This is a genomic window from Xanthomonas sp. DAR 80977, assembly GCF_041240605.1.
GTDB classification, from domain to species: Bacteria; Pseudomonadota; Gammaproteobacteria; order Xanthomonadales; family Xanthomonadaceae; genus Xanthomonas_A; species Xanthomonas_A bundabergensis.
Genome location: NZ_CP162487.1, coordinates 2,849,446 through 2,866,196 on the forward strand (window position 1 = coordinate 2,849,446; position 16,751 = coordinate 2,866,196).

Here is a 16,751-nt window from a genome sequence, read left to right on the forward strand (position 1 = left end):
CCGCCGCGGCGTTCGCGGCGGCTGAGGGACGCGGCATGCGCGTGCGCCTGCCCTGCCTGCGCATCTTGCAGGTCCTGCTGCTGTGGCTGGGCCTGGGCCTGGCGCTGGGCGACGTCGCCCGCGCCCAGTCGATCCCCTTGCGCCGCTATGCGCACGACCAGGGCCTGCTCGGCCTGGCCGGCACCTGCCTGCTGCAGACCGGCGACGGCAACCTGTGGGTGTGCACCGAAAGCGGGCTGTATCGCTTCAACGGGCATCGCTTCGAACAGGTCGCGCTGCAGGGGCAGCGCGGCCATTTCATCAGCGCCGCCAGCGAGGACCCCGAGCACCGGCTGTGGGTGGCCACCTTCGACGCGGTCTACGTCGACGACGGCCGCCAGCTGCGCCAGCTGGCGCCGGAGGAAACCGGGCCGCTGCACGAGAACACGCTGCGCCTGGCCAACCCGCGCTGGGGCACGGTGCTGGGCAACGGCACCCAGGCGCTGCGCGCGGTGGCCGGCCACGACGGGCGCTGGCGGTTGCGGCCGCTGTTCGACGCGGCGACCCTGGCGCGGCTGCCGCAACTGGGCAGGATCGGCTCCCTCCATGGCGAGGCCGACAACCTCTGGCTGGGTTGCGGCCAGCAGCTGTGCCAGGTGACCGCCGACGGATCGATCACGGTCTACGGCCCGGCGCAGGGCCTGCCGCCGGATCGCTGGCGCAACGTGGTGCGCGACCGCGACGGCGCGCTGTGGCTGCGCGGCGACCAGCACCTGATGCGCCTGCCGCTCGGCGCCGCGCGCTTCCTCGCCCAGGCCGCGCCGGGCGTGGGCCTGCGCCAGGTCGTCGGCCAGGCGCAGATCCTGCTCGATCCGCAAGGACGCGTGCTGATGCGCACCAGCCAGGGCCTGGCGCGCTGGGAGCACGACCGTTGGCGCAGCTTCGACCGCAGCAACGGTCTGCCCGACGGCGGCATCGTCGCGCTGCTGTTCGACCACGCCGGCGACCTGTGGATGACGGTGGACGGCGAAGGCGTGGTGCGCTGGAGCGGCTATGGCTGGATCGAGAACTGGGACCGCGCGCAGGGCATGAGCACCGCGCCGACCTGGAGCATCCACCGCAATGCCGACGGCGCGCTGCTGCTCGGCAACGAAGGCGGCATCAACCGCCAGCTTCGCGCCGGCGGCCGCTTCCAGCCCTGGCTGGCCGATGCCGGGCTGCAGGTCATCAGCCTGCAGACCGCCACGGACGGCTCGCTGTGGAGCCTCGGCTCGCTGGGCGAGCTACACCACCACGACCGCCAGGGCCGCTTGCTGCGCGCCTATCCGCGGCTGGGCAGCGCGATCAAGCGCATGTACCTGGATGCCGCGGACCGGGTGTGGATCCTCACCGCCGATGGCGTGTACCTGCTGGCGCGGCCGCAGTCGGACGCGGTGCCGCAGCGGGTGCAGGCCCTGCCCGGCGGCGCCTATACGGACATCCAGCAGCGCCGCGACGGCACGCTGTGGCTGGCCGGCGCGGCCGGCGTGTTTCGCCTGCATGGCAGCACCTGGACCCCGATCCGGGTGCTGCTGGACGGCAAGGCCGCGCAGGCGTGGGTCAGCAAGCTGCTGATCCAGGAAGACGGCCAGGTCTGGGCCGCGCTCTACCATCCGGGCGTCTGGCGCGGCCGGCTCGACGGCGACACCCTGCAGCTGCAGCCCAGCGCCCAGCTGGAGCAGCGCGAGCTGCAGATCTACCTGATGCGGCGCACCCGCAACGGCTGGGTGTGGATCGGCCACAACCAGGGCGTGGACATCTACGACGGGCGCCGCTGGTCGCGGCTGACCCAGTCGCAGGGGCTGCTGTGGGACGACATCTCCGAATCGGCCTTCTTCGAGGACAGCGACGGCTCGGTGTGGATCGGCAACAGCAAGGGCGTCAGCCACGTACTGGCCCCGCAGCGCCTGTTCCAGGCCGGCGCCCCGCAGGTCATGCTCAGCGAGTTCAGCCGCGGCGGCCATCCGATCGCCGCCGGCGCGCGCCTGCCGTGGAGCGAGGAGCCGCTGCACATCGAGGCGGGGTCGCCGGACCTGTACGACGACCGCAACCGGGTCTCGTTCCGCTATCGCTTCGAAGGCGCGCACACGCGCTGGATCTACACGCCCAACTTCGAGATCGAGCATCCGCCGCTGCCGCCGGGCGCCTACACGTTCGAGATCCAGCTGCTCGACACCTACCGGCGCAGCGCCTCGGCGCCGATCCGGGTTCCGTTCTCGGTGGCGCCGGTGTGGTGGCGCAGCCAGCCGATGCTGGCGCTGTACCTGCTGCTCGGCGGCGGGATCGCGATCGCCGCGCTGCACTGGCGCGAGCGCCGCCTGCGCCAGCGCCAGCGCGAACTGGCCGACCTGGTCGCGCTGCGCACCCAGGAACTGGAGCACGACAAGCGCGAACTGGAGATCGCCCGCGCCGCGCTGGCGGTGAAGGCCTCGCACGACTCCCTGACCGGCCTGCTCAACCGCGCCGGCATCCTCGACGCGCTGGTCGCGCAGATGCAGCACTGCCAGGCCGATGGCCAGCCGCTGGCGGTGGCGATGATCGACCTGGACCACTTCAAGCGCATCAACGACGAGCACGGCCATTTGATCGGCGACGCGGTGCTGATCGAGGTGGCGCGGCGCCTGAACGCCAACCTGCGCGGCTCGGACCTGATCGGCCGCTACGGCGGCGAGGAATTGCTCGGCGTGCTGCCGGGACTGCCGGTCCCGTCCGACGCGCGGCTGCAGAAGCTGCGCGTGGCGATCGCCGGCCATCCGCTGCGGATCGGCAAGCAGTGCCTGGCGGTCACCGCCTCGATCGGCGTGGCCTGGCATCTGCCCGGCGAAAGCCTGCAGCAGTTGCTGGCGCGTGCCGACCAGGCCCTGTACCGGGCCAAGCACCTGGGCCGCAACCGGGTCGAACTGCAGCGCGACTAGCCGCCGGCGCCGCGCGGCGCCGGCGGCGCAAGGTCGCCGGGCGAACGGTACGGTCCTTGCAAGAGGTTGGGCGAACCCCCTGCCCGGCTCGCTCCAGCGCCATGTCCGAAAACGAAGAAGGCACCGAGAAAACCGAACAACCTACCGAAAAACGCCTGCGCGAGGCGCGCGAGCAGGGCAACATCCCGCACTCGCGCGAACTGGCCACGGCGGCGGTGTTCAGCGCCGGCATCTTCGCGCTGATGGGCATGTCCGGTTCGCTGGCGGCCGGCGCGGTGAACTGGATGAAGGCGGCGCTGCGCCCGGATCCGGGCCTGCACGACAACCCCGACGCCCTGTTCGGCCATTTCGGCGAGCTGCTGCTGGGGCTGCTGTGGGTGACCCTTCCGCTGGTCGGCATCTGCGTGGCGGCCGGCTTCGTCGCGCCGATCCTGATGGGCAGCCTGCGCTTCTCCGGGGCGGCGCTGGTGCCCAAGCTCGAGCGGCTCAACCCGATGGCCGGGCTGACCCGGCTGTACGGCCCGGAAAGCCTCGCCGAACTGTTCAAGTCGATGCTGCGCATGGGCTTCGTCGGCGGCGCCGCGGCCCTGTGCATCTCCAACAACGTGCACGGCCTGCGCAACCTGATGCGGCAGCCGCTGGAACAGGCCATCGGCGACGGCCTGGGCTTCACCCTGCACCTGCTGCTGTACACCGCCGGCGCGCTGGCGCTGCTGGCCGCGATCGACGCGCCGTACCAGAAGTGGAACTACACCCGCAAACTGATGATGACCCGCGACGAAGTGCGCCGGGAAATGAAGGAGAGCGAGGGCAGCCCCGAGGTCAAGGGCCGCATCCGGCAGATGCAGATGCAGCTGTCGCAGCGGCGGATGATGGAGGCGGTGCCCAGCGCCGACGTGGTGGTGGTCAACCCCACCCACTACGCGGTGGCGCTGAAATACGAGAGCGGCCGCATGCGCGCCCCGACCGTGGTCGCCAAGGGCGTGGACGAACTGGCCTTCCGCATCCGCGAGATCGGCGAGCAGCACCGCGTCGCAGTGGTGTCTGCGCCACCTTTGGCACGCGCCTTGTATCGGGAAGGGCAACTCGGCAAGGAAATTCCCGTGAGACTGTATTCGGCGGTGGCGCAGATCCTCTCCTACGTGTACCAGCTGCGCGCCTGGCGCAGCGGGCCGATGCCGCCGCTGCCGCCGCTGGAGGTCGATGAATTCGCCCCGGGGAGCACGCCATGAGCCAGCCGGCCGCGCAGATGAACACGCGCAAGATGATGGACATGATCAAGCACGGCCTCGGCGCCCCGCTGATCGTGATGGCGATGCTGGCGATGGTGGTGGTGCCGCTGGCCGCGCCGGTGCTGGACGCCCTGTTCACCTTCAACATCGCCATCTCGCTGATGGTGCTGCTGGCGGTGGTCTACGTGAAGCGGCCGCTGGAGTTCAGCATCTTCCCGATCGTGCTGCTGATGACCACGATGCTGCGCCTGGCGCTGAACGTGGCCTCCACCCGCGTGATCCTGATCAACGGCCAGGACGGCCACGGCGCCGCCGGCAAGGTCATCGAGGCCTTCGGCCAGTTCGTGATCGGCGGCAACTACGCGGTCGGCATCGTGGTGTTCGCGATCCTGACCATCATCAACTTCGTGGTCATCACCAAGGGCGCCGGACGCGTGTCGGAAGTGACCGCGCGCTTCATCCTCGACGCCATGCCCGGCAAGCAGATGGCGATCGACGCCGACCTCAACGCCGGCCTGCTGACCCGCGAGGAAGCCAAGGCCCGGCGCGAGGAGGTCCGCGAGGAAGCGGACTTCTACGGCTCGATGGACGGCGCCAGCAAGTTCATCCGCGGCGACGCCATCGCCGGCATCCTGATCCTGTTCATCAATCTCATCGGCGGCATGGCGGTCGGCGTCCTGCAGCACGGCATGCCGGTCGCCGAGGCCGCGTCCACCTACACCCTGCTGTCGATCGGCGACGGCCTGGTCGCGCAGCTGCCGGCGCTGCTGGTGTCCTCGGCGGTGGCGATGCTGGTCACCCGCGCCTCGCGCTCGCAGGACATGGGCGCCTCGATGATGGGCCAGGTGTTCGGCCAGCACAAAGCGCTGGCGGTGGCCGCGGCGATCCTGGGCCTGGTCGGCCTGGTCCCGGGCATGCCCAACGTCGCTTTCTTGACGCTGGCGCTGATCCTGGGCCTGCTGGCCTGGAAGATGTGGAAGCGCAGCCTGCTGCCGGAAGAGGCCAAGCCCGATCCGGCGCAGCAGGCCGCCACCGCCGGCGCGCAGGCCAACGCCGAACTGGGCTGGGACGAACTGCGCCCGATCGACCCGCTGGGCCTGGAGGTCGGCTACCGGCTGATCCCGCTGGTGGACAAGGCGCAGGGCGGCGAGCTGATGGCGCGGATCAAGGGCGTGCGGCGCAAGCTGACCCAGGACATCGGCTTCCTGATCCCGCCGGTGCACATCCGCGACAACCTGGAACTGCCGGCCAACGCCTATCGCCTGCTGGTGCACGGGGTGCCGGTGGCCACCGCCGACATCCATCCCGACCGCGAACTGGCGCTGGACCCGGGCGGCGCGCTGGGCAAGATCGACGGCATCGCCGGCAAGGATCCCGCGTTCGGCCTGGACGCGATCTGGATCCAGCCACACCAGCGCGCCCAGGCCGAGACCATGGGCTACACCGTGGTCGACCCGGCCACGGTGATCGCCACCCACCTGTCGCACCTGATCCGCGAACACGCCCCGGAACTGCTCGGCCACGAGGAGGTGCAGCAGCTGCTGGCTACCCTGGGCAAGAGCGCGCCGAAGCTGGTCGAGGACCTCACCCCCAAGGCATTGCCGCTGTCGGTGGTGGTGCGCGTGCTGCAGAACCTGCTGATCGAGAAGATCCCGGTGCGGCAGCTGCGCAAGATCGTCGAGGCGCTGGTCGAGCACGCCCCGCAGAGTCAGGAACCCGGCGCGCTCACCGCCGCCGTGCGCAATGCGCTGGGCCGCTTCATCGTCCAGGAAATCGCCGGAATGTCCGCCGAACTGCCTGTTTTCACCCTGGCCCCGCAATTGGAACGTGTCTTGCAGGACTCCACCCAAGGCAACGGTGCCGCGCTGGAACCCGGCCTGGCCGAGCGACTGCACCAGAGCCTGGCCGAATGCGTCAGCAAGCAGGAAGCGCGCAACGAACCGGCGGTGGTGCTGGTCCCGGCGCAGGTCCGCGCCGCGCTGGCCCGCCTGGTCCGCCACAGCGTCCCCTCGCTGTCGGTGCTGTCCTACAGCGAGGTTCCGGAAGACAAGCGGCTGAAGCTGGTCGGGACGATCAGCTGACCGGCAGGGATTGGTGATTTGGGATTCGGGATTTGCGACAGCGGACCCGGCGAGCGGAGAGAGACAGCAATGAAACGATCGAAGACAACCAGAACAAGGCGACCGGAGAGCAGCCACGCAATGGCGGCATCCGCGACCACTCCCCAATCCCCACTCCCGAATCCCGGTTTCCACCCATGAAGATCAAACGCTTCGTAGCCCCCGACATGCGTACCGCGTTCCGCATGGTGCGCGACGAGCACGGTCCGGATGCGGTGATCCTGTCCAACCGGCGCACCGACGAAGGCATCGAGATCGTGGCCGCCAGCAACTACGACGAGGCGCTGGTGCAGCAGGCCCTGGACGCGGTGCGTCCGGAAGAGGCGGCGCCGCGGCCGCCGGTGTCGGCCGCCAATCCGGCACCGCGCCCGGCCAAGGCCTCGGCCAATGCGGCGATGGCGATGATGGCCGCGATCAGCGAGCGCCGCGCCCCGGCCGCAAGCGCTGCGCCCGTGGCCCAGGCCGCGCCGGCCCGGCCGCTGACCCAGCCCGCCGCGATCGCCGCCTCGGCGATGCCGGCCGGCACCGCGCCCGCGCCGAGCCGTCCCGCCGCCGCGCCGCGCGCCCCGGCCCCGGCCCCGGCTCCTGCCGCCGACGCAGCGTTCGCCGAATTCCGCATTCCCGAGGACGTGTTCCGCAACGCGCCGATCAGCGTGCCGCTGCCGAGCCCGTTCACTGCGGCGGCCGCCACCCCGGCCGCCGCGGCCAGCGCCGCCGCGAGCGCCGCCGCGGTGCCGGCCTGGCTCGAGGACATCGCCGCGGTGTCGCTGACCCCGACCGCCGCACCTGCCGCGGCGCCCGCCGCGCCGGCACCGGTGGCCGCGGCGCCGGCCGCCGCCGCGCCCAGCGCCGGGATCCCGGCGCTGCCGGCCCTGGCGCCGGTGCCGAGCTTCCCCGCGGTGCAGAACGACGAACAATTGACTCAGCTGCGCGACGAACTGGCGCTGATGCGGCAGATGATCGAGCGCGAGATGAACCGGCTCACCGACGAACGCCTGCGCGGCTCGCCGGTGCGCGCCCAGGCGCTGGAGCTGATGGACGACTACGGCTTCGACAGCGGCATCACCCGCGACGTGGTCATGCAGATCCCCGCCGACCTGGAGCTGCACCGCGGCCGCGGGCTGATGCTGGGGTTGCTGTCCAAGCGCCTGCCGATCGCGCCGCTGGATCCGATCGAGGAAGGCGGCGTGATCGCCCTGATCGGCCCCACCGGCGCCGGCAAGACCACCACCATCGCCAAGCTGGCCTCGCGTTTCCTGGAGCGCCACGCCGCCCGCGACGTGGCCCTGGTCACCACCGACACCATCCGCGTCGGCGGCCGCGAACAGCTGCACAGCTACGGCCGCCAGCTCGGCATCGCCGTGCACGAGGCCGACAGCGACGCCGCGCTGCAGCAGCTGCTGGAGCGTCTGAGCGACTACAAGCTGGTGCTGATCGACACCGCCGGCATGGGCCAGCGCGACCGCGCCCTGGCCGCGCAGCTGCACTGGCTGCGCGCCTCGCGAGTGGTCCGGTCCTTGCTAGTACTCCCTGCCAACGCTCATTTCTCCGACCTGGACGAGGTGGTGCGCCGGTTCGCCGGCGCCGATCCGCAGGGGGTGATCTTGACCAAGCTGGATGAAACCGGGCGGTTTGGCAGTGCCCTGTCGGTGGTCGCGGACCACCGGCTTCCCATCACCTGGGTGACCGATGGTCAGCGCGTGCCGGACGACCTGCACCGCGCCAACGCCGCCAGCCTGGTATTGCGCCTTGAAGATTTGCGGCGCGCTGCCGATAAGCCCTGTACTCCGGAGCAGAACCATGCCGTCGCGTGATTACGCCAATCTGACCAATGCCTTCCCCCTGTCGGCAACGCGCAGCGAACCGCTGGGCCCGGTGCGTACGATCGCCGTGACCGGCGGCAAGGGCGGCGTCGGCAAGACCAACATCTCGGTCAACCTGTCCATGGCGCTGGCCGACATGGGCAAGCGCACCCTGCTGCTGGACGCCGACCTCGGCCTGGCCAACGTCGACGTGCTGCTCGGGCTGACCCCCAAGTTCACCCTGGCCGACCTGGTCGCCGGGCGCTGCACCCTGGAAGAGGTGCTGATCGACATGCCCAACGGGCTGATGGTGGTGCCCGCCGCCTCCGGCCGCCGGCACATGGCCGAGCTGCCGCCCGCCCAGCACGTCGGCCTGGTCAACGTCTTCTCCGAGCTGCAGCGCGAGCTGGACGTGATGATCATCGACACCGCCGCCGGCATCACCGACAGCGTGCTGACCTTCTGCCAGGCCGCGCAGGACGCGGTGGTGGTGGTCTGCGACGAGCCGGCCTCGATCACCGACGCCTACGCGCTGATCAAGGTGCTGTCGCGCGAACGCGGCGTGGACCGGGTGCAGATCGTCGCCAACATGGTCCGCGACCTCAACGAAGGCCGCCTGCTGTACGACAAGCTGAGCCGGGTGTGCGAGAAGTTCCTCGGCGACGTGTCGCTGAACTACCTGGGCTGCGTGCCGCAGGACGACTGGCTGCGCCTGGCGGTGCAGCGCCAGCAGCCGGTGGTCAAGGCCTACCCGTCTAGCCCGTCGGCGCAGGCGATCGCCGAGATCGCCCGCCGCACCTCGCGCTGGCAGGCGCCGACCGTGCCGCGCGGCAACGTCGAGTTCTTCGTCGAACGGATCATCCAGCGGGGGGTCGCCGCATGAACGCCGCCGCCCAATACCGCGCCGTGCAGCGCAACAGCGCCAACGACTACATCACCCAGCATTCGGACCTGGTGCGGCGCATCGCCCACCACTTGGCGGCGCGGCTGCCGGCCAGCGTCGAGATCGACGACCTGATCCAGGCCGGCATGATCGGCCTGATCGAGGCCTCGCGCAGCTACGATGCCGACCAGGGCGCCTCGTTCGAGACCTACGCCTCGATCCGCATCCGCGGCTCGATGATCGACGAGATCCGCCGCGGCGACTGGGTGCCGCGCTCGGTGCACCGCCGCGCCCGCGACGCCGCCTCGGCGATCCGCAAGATCGAACAGAGCACCGGCCGCGCCGCCGCCGCCAACGAAGTGGCCGCGGCGATGGACATGCCGCTTCCCGAATACCTGCGATTGATGGAAGATGCCGCGCGCGGCCAGGTGCTGAGCCTGGAGTCGCGGGTCGAGGACCACGGCGAACTGGATACCATCGCCAAGGGCGGCCCCAACCCGCAGCAGATGCTGGAGCGCAGCGAGTTCGGCCGCGAGCTGGGCAAGGCGATCGCGCAGTTGCCCGAACGCGAGCAGCTGGTGCTGTCGCTGTACTACGAGCAGGAATTGAACTTGAAGGAAATCGGCGCGGTGCTCGGTGTCAGCGAGTCGCGCGTCTGCCAGATCCACGGCCAGGCCACGGTACGGTTGCGCGGGCGCTTGAAAGCGTTCGAAGCGGCCGATGCCGGCCTGGAAGACGAAGAATAAGACCCAAGGGAGTTAGCGGTGAACAAGAACATGCGGATTTTGATCGTGGACGATTTCTCGACGATGCGGCGCATCGTCAAGAATCTGCTCGGCGATCTCGGCTTCACCAACACTGCAGAGGCCGAAGACGGCAACAGTGCGTTGGCTGCACTGCGCTCGGCACCGTTCGAGTTCGTGGTCACCGACTGGAACATGCCCGGCATGACCGGCATCGACCTGCTGCGCAACATCCGTGCCGACGACAAGCTCAAGCACCTGCCGGTGCTGATGGTGACCGCCGAGGCCAAGCGCGAGCAGATCATCGAGGCGGCGCAGTGCGGCGTGAACGGCTACATCATCAAGCCGTTCACCGCGCAGACGCTGCAGGAGAAGCTGGGCAAGATCTTCGAACGCCTGGGAGCGACCGCCTGATGGAAGCCACCGCCGAACGCAGCGCCCTGATCGAACGCCTGCAAGGTGCGCTGGACGCACTGGAGCGTGGCGACGAAGCCGCCTGGCGCAAGGAAATCGACACGCTCGCCGCCTGGCGCACGCGGCCGATGATGCAGGGCCTGAGCCGGCTGGCGCGCGATCTGGGCCAGGCGCTCGGCGAACTGCCCACCATCCCCAGCGAGGCCGGCGAGCTGGACGATGCCTGCTCGCGCCTGGACCACGTGGTGGCGATGACCGAGCAGGCCAGCCACCGCACCCTGGACCTGGCCGAGGAATGCCGCGCGCTGGCCGATCAGCTGCGCGCCGGCGGACTGACCGGCGACCAGGGCGAGATCCTCGACAAGATCCGCCACAACCTCACCGAGATGGCCCTGGCGCAGAGCTTCCAGGACCTGACCGGGCAGATCATCCGCCGCGTGGCCAGCATCGTGCGCCGCGTGCACGAGGGCTTCGGCGCGCTGGGCCTGCCGCCGAAGGACGACAACAAGAAGGCCGACGGCGGCCTGGCCGGTCCGGCGCTGGCCGGGCTGGACCGTCACGGCGTGTCGCAGAACGACGCCGACGACCTGCTGTCCGGACTGGGGCTGTAATCTCATGAGCGCCGTTCCCGACGACATCGCTGCCGACTTCATCATCGAGGCCCAGGAAATCCTGGACCGGCTCGGCGAGCAGCTGGTGTCGCTGGAGCAGGCGCCCGAGGACAGCGCGCAGCTCAACGCGGTGTTCCGCGGCTTCCACACGCTCAAGGGCGGCGCCGGATTCCTGGCGATCACGCCCATGGTCGAGCTGTGCCACGCCGCCGAGGACACCCTGGGCCAGGCCCGCGCCGGCCAGGCCACGCTGCAGGCGCGGCACTTCGACGCCGCGCAGCAGTCGCTGGACTACCTGCAGTCGATGCTCGACGCGTTCGGCAGCGGCAGCGAACCGCCGCGCGCGCCGCAGCAGCTGATCGCGCAGTTCGCGACCAGCGGCGAGGAAACCGCCGTCCCCAGCCCCAAGGCGGCCGCTGCGCCGACGTCGGCGCCGGCCGCAGGCGGCAACAGCGACCTCATCGACGACGACGAATTCGAAGCGCTGCTCGACCAGCTGCACGGCGGCGCCGCGCCGGCCGCGCTGCCGGTGCCGGCCGCCGCGCCGCGGCCGGCGCCGAGCGCCAAGCCCGCCGCCGCGCCGGCCAAGGCCGCCGAACCCGAGCACACCGTGCGCGTGGACACCAAGCGCCTGGACGCGATCGTCAACCTGATCGGCGAACTGGTGCTGTCGCGCAACCGGCTCAAGACCCTGCGCGTGCGCCTGCGCGACGAAGAACTGGACCGCGCGGTCAGCAGCCTGGACATCGCCACCGCGCGCCTGCAGTCGGCGGTGATGCGCACCCGCATGCAGCCGGTCGGCAAGGTGTTCTCGCGCTTCCCGAAGGTGGCGCGCGACGTCGCCCGCTCCTTGAACAAGGAAGTGGAGCTGGAACTGATCGGCGCCGACACCGAACTGGACCGCAACCTGGTCGAGGCGCTGGCCGATCCGCTGGTGCACCTGGTGCGCAACGCCATCGACCACGGCATCGAGGCGCCGGCGCTGCGCGAGGCCACCGGCAAGCCGCGCGGCGGCCACGTGCGCCTGTCGGCGCAGCAGGAAGGCGACTACGTCAGCATCGAGGTGCAGGACGACGGCGCCGGCATCGACCCGGAGCGGTTGCGCGCCAAGGCGCGCGAGAAGGGGCTGATCGATCCGGAAGCGGCCGCGCGCCTGACCACCGAGGAATGCCTGCACCTGGTGTTCCTGCCCGGCTTCTCGACCAAGTCCGAAGTCACCGACATCTCCGGCCGCGGCGTCGGCATGGACGTGGTGCAGTCGCGCATCCGCGAGCTCAGCGGGCAGATCCAGATCCAGTCCGAACTGGGCCGCGGCAGCCGCTTCCTGATCCGCGTGCCGCTGACCCTGGCGATCCTGCCGACCCTGCTGGTGCAGGCCGGCGACACCGTCTACGCGTTGCCGCTGGCGCGCGTGGTGGAAGTGCTGCACGCGCCGCGCCGCTCGCTGGGCTGGTTCGACGGCCGCGCCGTGCTCGACCGGCAATCGCACACCCTGCCGCTGGTGGACCTGCGCCAGTGGCTGAACATCGAGGCGCCGCAACTGCCGCTGCTGACCGTGGTGGTGCTGCAGGCCGGCGAATCGCGCATGGGCCTGGTCGTGGACCAGGTCCGCGGCCGCGAGGAAGTGGTGATCAAGCCGCTGCCGCGCGCCCTGCGCGGCCTGCCCGGCTACGCCGGCGCGACCCTGATCGGCGACGGCCGGCTGGCGCTGATCCTGGATGTGGATGGGTTGAAGAGCTGAGAGGCCGGGATTCGGGATTGGGGATTGGGGATTGGGGATTCGCAAAGGCGGTCCCGGTCCGGTCGTTGCGTGGCGATCCGATGCCCGAAGTGTCATGGACGTGGCAGTAAGTTCAGCGGCTGCTCTCCATCGCGCTTTCCTGTCGGAGCGGCTTCAGCCGCGACGGGCCTTACCGGTAACGCCCGTCGCGGCTGAAGCCGCTCCTACAGGGTGCAACCCACTCGCACGGCCGGCGGCCGCTCATCCCGAATCCCCAATCCCCAATCCCCAATCCCGGCCCCATCAAGTCCCTCCCCTAGCGGCCGATAGTTTCTGCATGGACAAACTCAGTCTCATTGGCTTGCTGTTGGCGATCGCCTCGCTGGTCGGCGGCAGCATCCTCAAGGGCGCCGGCGTTTCCGCGCTGTGGTCGCCGGCCGCGTTCGTGATCGTGATCGTCGGCACCGTCGCCGCGATCCTGGTGCACACGCCGCCGGCGGTGTTCCGGCGCGCGTTCCAGATCGCCAAGTGGATCCTGCATCCGCCGTCCAGCGACCGCCACGCGCTGCTGCAGCAGATCGTGGAGTGGAGCAACATCGCCCGCCGCCAGGGCCTGCTCGGCCTGGAGAACCAGGTCCAGCAGCAGGACGACCCGTTCGTGCGCAAGGGCCTGCAGATGCTGGTCGACGGGGTGGAGCCGGAATCGATCCGGCACATGCTGGAGATCGACCTGGACGGCCAGGAACACTGCGACCTGGCCGCGGCCAAGGTGTTCGAGGGCATGGGCATCTATGCGCCGACCCTGGGCATCATCGGCGCGGTGCTGGGCCTGATCGCGGTGATGAAGAACCTCGCCGACCCGAGCAAGCTCGGCCACGGCATCGCCGCCGCGTTCACCGCCACCATCTACGGCATCGCCTCGGCCAACCTGCTGTTCCTGCCGATGGCCAGCAAGCTCAAGAGCGTGATCAAGCACAGCAGCGGCGAGCGCGAAATGATCATCGAAGGGCTCATCGCCATCGCCCAGGGCGAGAACCCGCGCAACATCGAATCGAAGCTGGCAGGCTTCTTGCATTGACCCCACCACTATGGCCCGCAAGCGTCCCCACGAAGATCACGTCAACCACGAGGCATGGGCCATCCCCTATGCCGACCTGATGACGTTGCTGCTCGCCTTCTTCGTGGTGATGTACGCGCTGTCCACGGTCAACGAGGCCAAGTACCGGGTCATGGCCGATGCGATGAGCACCGCCTTCGGCGGCGCGCCGCGGACGATGGCGCCGGTGCAGGTCGGCGAGCACCTGATGCAGGGCCAGGGCGGCGCGCGCCCGACCCCGATCAAGTCCAGCCCGGCCTTGTCCCTGCCCGACCCGAACCGGCTGCCGTCGGCCTCGCCGCTGCGTGCGCCCGGCGCGCTGCGCGACGAGGACCAGCTGCGGCGCGCGCAGCGCCAGCTCGACGGCATCGCCGACCGGCTCGGCGCCGCGCTGGCGCCGCTGATCCAGAAGAAGCTGATCACCGTGCGCCATGCCGGGCTGTGGATCGAAGTGGAGATCAACAGCGACATCCTGTTCGGCTCCGGCTCCGCGTCGCTGGACCAGAGCGCCCGCGCCACCCTGGCGCAGCTGGCGCAGGTGCTGGTGCCGGTGCCCAACGGCGTGCGCGTGGAGGGCTATACCGACGACACCCCGATCGCCACCATGCAGTTCCCGTCCAACTGGGAGCTGTCGGCGGCGCGCGCGGCCAGCGTGGTGCACCTGTTCGCCGACCAGGGCCTGCAGCCCTCGCGGCTGTCGATGATCGGCTACGGCGAGTTCCGCCCGCGCGCCGACAACGGCACCCAGGCCGGCCGCAACGCCAACCGCCGCGTGGTGCTGGTGATCCTGGCCGATGCCGGCGGCGCCGTTGCCGATGGCGCCGCGGCCGGCACGCCCTCGGCGCAAGACCGCTTGACCAATGCCGGCACGACGCCGGCGCCCCCGACACATCCCGCTGCGGCGGCTGCCGGCACCGCCGGCGCCTCCCGCGCGCTACCTGCCGCCATTGAAGGAGTGAACTGATGCGCATCTGGGCGATTGCCAACCAGAAGGGCGGCGTGGGCAAGACCACGACCACGCTGGCGCTGGGCCGCGGCCTGGCCATGCTCGGCCACCGCGTGCTGATGCTGGATCTCGATCCGCATGCCTCGCTGACCCGCGCCTTCGACGTGCCGCAGGACCCGCCGCCGAGCGGGGTGCTCGACCTGTTCGCCACGCCGCCGAGCGACTTGGCCGCGCTGGCCCGCGACAGCGCCATCGAGCGCCTGAGCTACGTCTGCGGGCAGACCGCGCTGGCCACGCTGGAACGGCGCAGCGCCAACCAGCCCGGGCTGGGCCTGGCGCTGCAGCAGGCCATGGCGCGCCATGCCGGCCAGCACGACTACATCCTGCTCGACTGCCCGCCGACCCTGGGCCTGCTGATGATCAACGCGCTGGCCGCGGCCGACCGGGTGATCATCCCGACCCAGGCCGAGCCGCTGGCGCTGCACGGCCTGGCCAGCATGGTCCGCACCGTGGACATGGTCGAGCGTTCGCGCCGCCGCCCCCTGCCCGCCTCGATCCTGCCGACCCTGTTCGACAAGCGCACCCGCGCCGGCAACGACACCCTGCGGCAGATGCAGGACAGCTACGGCGAGCGGGTCTGGGAAGACGCGATCCCGGTCGACACCAAGATCTGCAACGTCAAGGCCTTGACCGTGGCCGGCGTCCCCGGCGACTACCCCGGCCGCGGCCTGGCCGCCTACCGCCGCGCGCTGGAATGGCTGATCGCCAGCGACGCCACGCCGATGGAGCAGGCCGCATGAACACCCCCGGGGTCATCGACGACTATCTGGAAGGCCTGCTGCACGACGTGATCGCCGAGGAGCAGCACGCCGAACGGCAGGCCGCGCTCGCCGCGGCCAGCGCTGCAGCGGCGCCGGAACCCGCGCGTGCCGCCGCGGCGCCCGCGCCGGCCGGCCCGACCCCGGAACAGATCGCCGCCGCCGTGCTCGCCGAGGCCGACTCCGATCCGGCCCTGGCCGGCATCATGTCGCAGCAGGCGCTGGCGCCCACGCCGGCCGGCCCGACTCCGGAAGAAATCGCCGCCGCGGTGCTGGCCGAAGCCGATTCCGATCCGGCCCTGGCCGGCATCATGTCGCAGCAGGCGCTGGCGCCCGCCCCGGCCGGCCCGACCCCGGAACAGATCGCCGCCGCGGTGCTGGCCGAAGCCGACTCCGATCCGGCCCTGGCCGGCATCATGTCGCAGCAGGCACTGGCGCCCGCGCCAACCGGCCCGACCCCGGAAGAGATCGCCGCCGCCGTGCTCGCCGAGGCCGATTCCGATCCGGCCCTGGCCGGCATCATGTCGCAGCAGGCGCTGGCGCCCGCACCGGCCGGCCCGACCCCGGAACAGATCGCCGCCGCGGTGCTGGCCGAGGCCGACTCCGATCCGGCCCTGGCCGGCATCATGTCGCAGCAGGCGCCGTCCGCCGCCGAGCGCCAGGCCGACCTGGAAGTGGTCGCGGCGATGGAGATGCAACGCGCCGCCGCGCCGCCGCGCGACCTGGCCGCCGAAGACGATGCCGCCGCCGCACGCGCGATCAAGCGCCCGCCGATGGCGGTACCGCCGGAACGCCGCGCCGAGGCCGAGCGCGCACAGGCCGCCGGTTCGCGGCTGCCGCCCAATCTGCAGTCGTTCATGGCCCCGAGCGCGGCCCACGAAGCCTCCCCGCACCAGCGCCGCGCGCCGGACCGCAGCACCCGCTGGCTGCGCCTGCGCTGCGGCGAACAGGCCTACGCGCTGGAGCTGCTGAAGGTGCAGGAAGTGGTGCTGCCGGTGCCGCTGCTGGCGCTGCGCGGCACCCCGCCGGCGATGCTGGGGATCATGAACCTGCGTGGCCAGGTGGTGCCGGTGATCGACCTGGGCATCCACCTGGGCGCCGCGCCGATCGAGATGGACATGCTGACCCGGGTGGTGGTGCTGGAAGAGAACGGCGAGACCCTGGGCCTGCGCGTGTCCGCGGTCGAAGACGTGGCCAGCCTCACCGACCAGCAGATCGAGCCGCCGGACAATGCCCGCATCTGCCGCATCTCCAACCATCTGTTCCGCGGCGTGGCGCGCCTGTCCCAGCAACCGATGATCCTGCTCGACGCCGAGCAGTTGCTGCACTAGGCGCCACACGACGGGACCGGCCGCGCCGTGCCTGGGCGCCGGCCGCGCAACACGAGCGCGGCAAGTCGGTGTCGATTGGCCGCCGCGCAACGACGCAATCCC

13 protein-coding genes are annotated in these 16,751 nt (G+C 70.9%); all 13 read left to right on the plus strand.

Going from position 1 to position 16,751, the window contains the following annotated elements:
* Positions 1-35: 35 nt before the first annotated feature.
* The 13 genes from AB3X10_RS12080 to AB3X10_RS12140 all read left to right on the plus strand — a co-directional run bounded on the left by AB3X10_RS12080 (position 36) and on the right by AB3X10_RS12140 (position 16,649).
* Positions 36-2,933, plus strand: a complete 2,898-nt coding sequence (locus tag AB3X10_RS12080) for a diguanylate cyclase (RefSeq protein WP_369975259.1) — start codon at positions 36-38, stop codon at positions 2,931-2,933.
* Positions 2,934-3,034: 101 nt separating this feature from the next.
* Positions 3,035-4,165, plus strand: coding sequence for a flagellar biosynthesis protein FlhB (gene flhB / locus AB3X10_RS12085; protein WP_369975260.1), 1,131 nt, complete (start codon positions 3,035-3,037; stop codon positions 4,163-4,165).
* Positions 4,162-6,246, plus strand: a complete 2,085-nt coding sequence (gene flhA, locus AB3X10_RS12090; RefSeq protein WP_369975262.1) for a flagellar biosynthesis protein FlhA — start codon at positions 4,162-4,164, stop codon at positions 6,244-6,246. Before flhB ends, flhA begins: the two co-directional genes overlap by 4 nt.
* 176 nt (positions 6,247-6,422) lie before the next feature.
* Positions 6,423-8,099, plus strand: coding sequence for a flagellar biosynthesis protein FlhF (gene flhF, locus AB3X10_RS12095; protein WP_369975263.1), 1,677 nt, complete (start codon positions 6,423-6,425; stop codon positions 8,097-8,099).
* Positions 8,086-8,970: a MinD/ParA family ATP-binding protein gene (locus AB3X10_RS12100; protein WP_369975264.1), complete on the plus strand. Its 885-nt coding sequence runs from the start codon at positions 8,086-8,088 to the stop codon at positions 8,968-8,970. The genes flhF and AB3X10_RS12100 overlap by 14 nt, the downstream gene beginning before the upstream one ends.
* Positions 8,967-9,716 carry an RNA polymerase sigma factor FliA gene (locus AB3X10_RS12105; protein WP_145708117.1) on the plus strand — a complete coding sequence of 250 codons (750 nt, stop codon included), beginning with the start codon at positions 8,967-8,969 and terminating at the stop codon, positions 9,714-9,716. The genes AB3X10_RS12100 and AB3X10_RS12105 overlap by 4 nt, the downstream gene beginning before the upstream one ends.
* 18 nt (positions 9,717-9,734) lie before the next feature.
* Complete coding sequence (gene cheY, locus AB3X10_RS12110; protein ID WP_010341542.1) at positions 9,735-10,127, plus strand: chemotaxis response regulator CheY; 393 nt, start codon at positions 9,735-9,737, stop codon at positions 10,125-10,127.
* Entirely contained in the window at positions 10,127-10,738 is a 612-nt protein-coding gene (locus AB3X10_RS12115) for a protein phosphatase CheZ (protein ID WP_369975265.1), read from the plus strand. The genes cheY and AB3X10_RS12115 overlap by 1 nt, the downstream gene beginning before the upstream one ends.
* 4 nt (positions 10,739-10,742) lie before the next feature.
* Positions 10,743-12,479, plus strand: coding sequence for a chemotaxis protein CheA (locus AB3X10_RS12120; protein WP_369975266.1), 1,737 nt, complete (start codon positions 10,743-10,745; stop codon positions 12,477-12,479).
* Between the two features lie 316 nt (positions 12,480-12,795).
* Positions 12,796-13,536: a flagellar motor protein gene (locus tag AB3X10_RS12125; RefSeq protein ID WP_369975267.1), complete on the plus strand. Its 741-nt coding sequence runs from the start codon at positions 12,796-12,798 to the stop codon at positions 13,534-13,536.
* Between the two features lie 10 nt (positions 13,537-13,546).
* Positions 13,547-14,518 (plus strand): flagellar motor protein MotD, encoded by a 972-nt coding sequence (motD, locus tag AB3X10_RS12130; RefSeq protein ID WP_369975269.1) that lies wholly within the window; start codon positions 13,547-13,549, stop codon positions 14,516-14,518.
* A complete protein-coding gene (locus AB3X10_RS12135) occupies positions 14,518-15,300 on the plus strand; it encodes a ParA family protein (protein WP_369975270.1) in 783 nt (260 codons plus the stop codon). The genes motD and AB3X10_RS12135 overlap by 1 nt, the downstream gene beginning before the upstream one ends.
* A complete protein-coding gene (locus tag AB3X10_RS12140) occupies positions 15,297-16,649 on the plus strand; it encodes a chemotaxis protein CheW (RefSeq protein WP_369975271.1) in 1,353 nt (450 codons plus the stop codon). Before AB3X10_RS12135 ends, AB3X10_RS12140 begins: the two co-directional genes overlap by 4 nt.
* Positions 16,650-16,751: the final 102 nt, after the last annotated feature.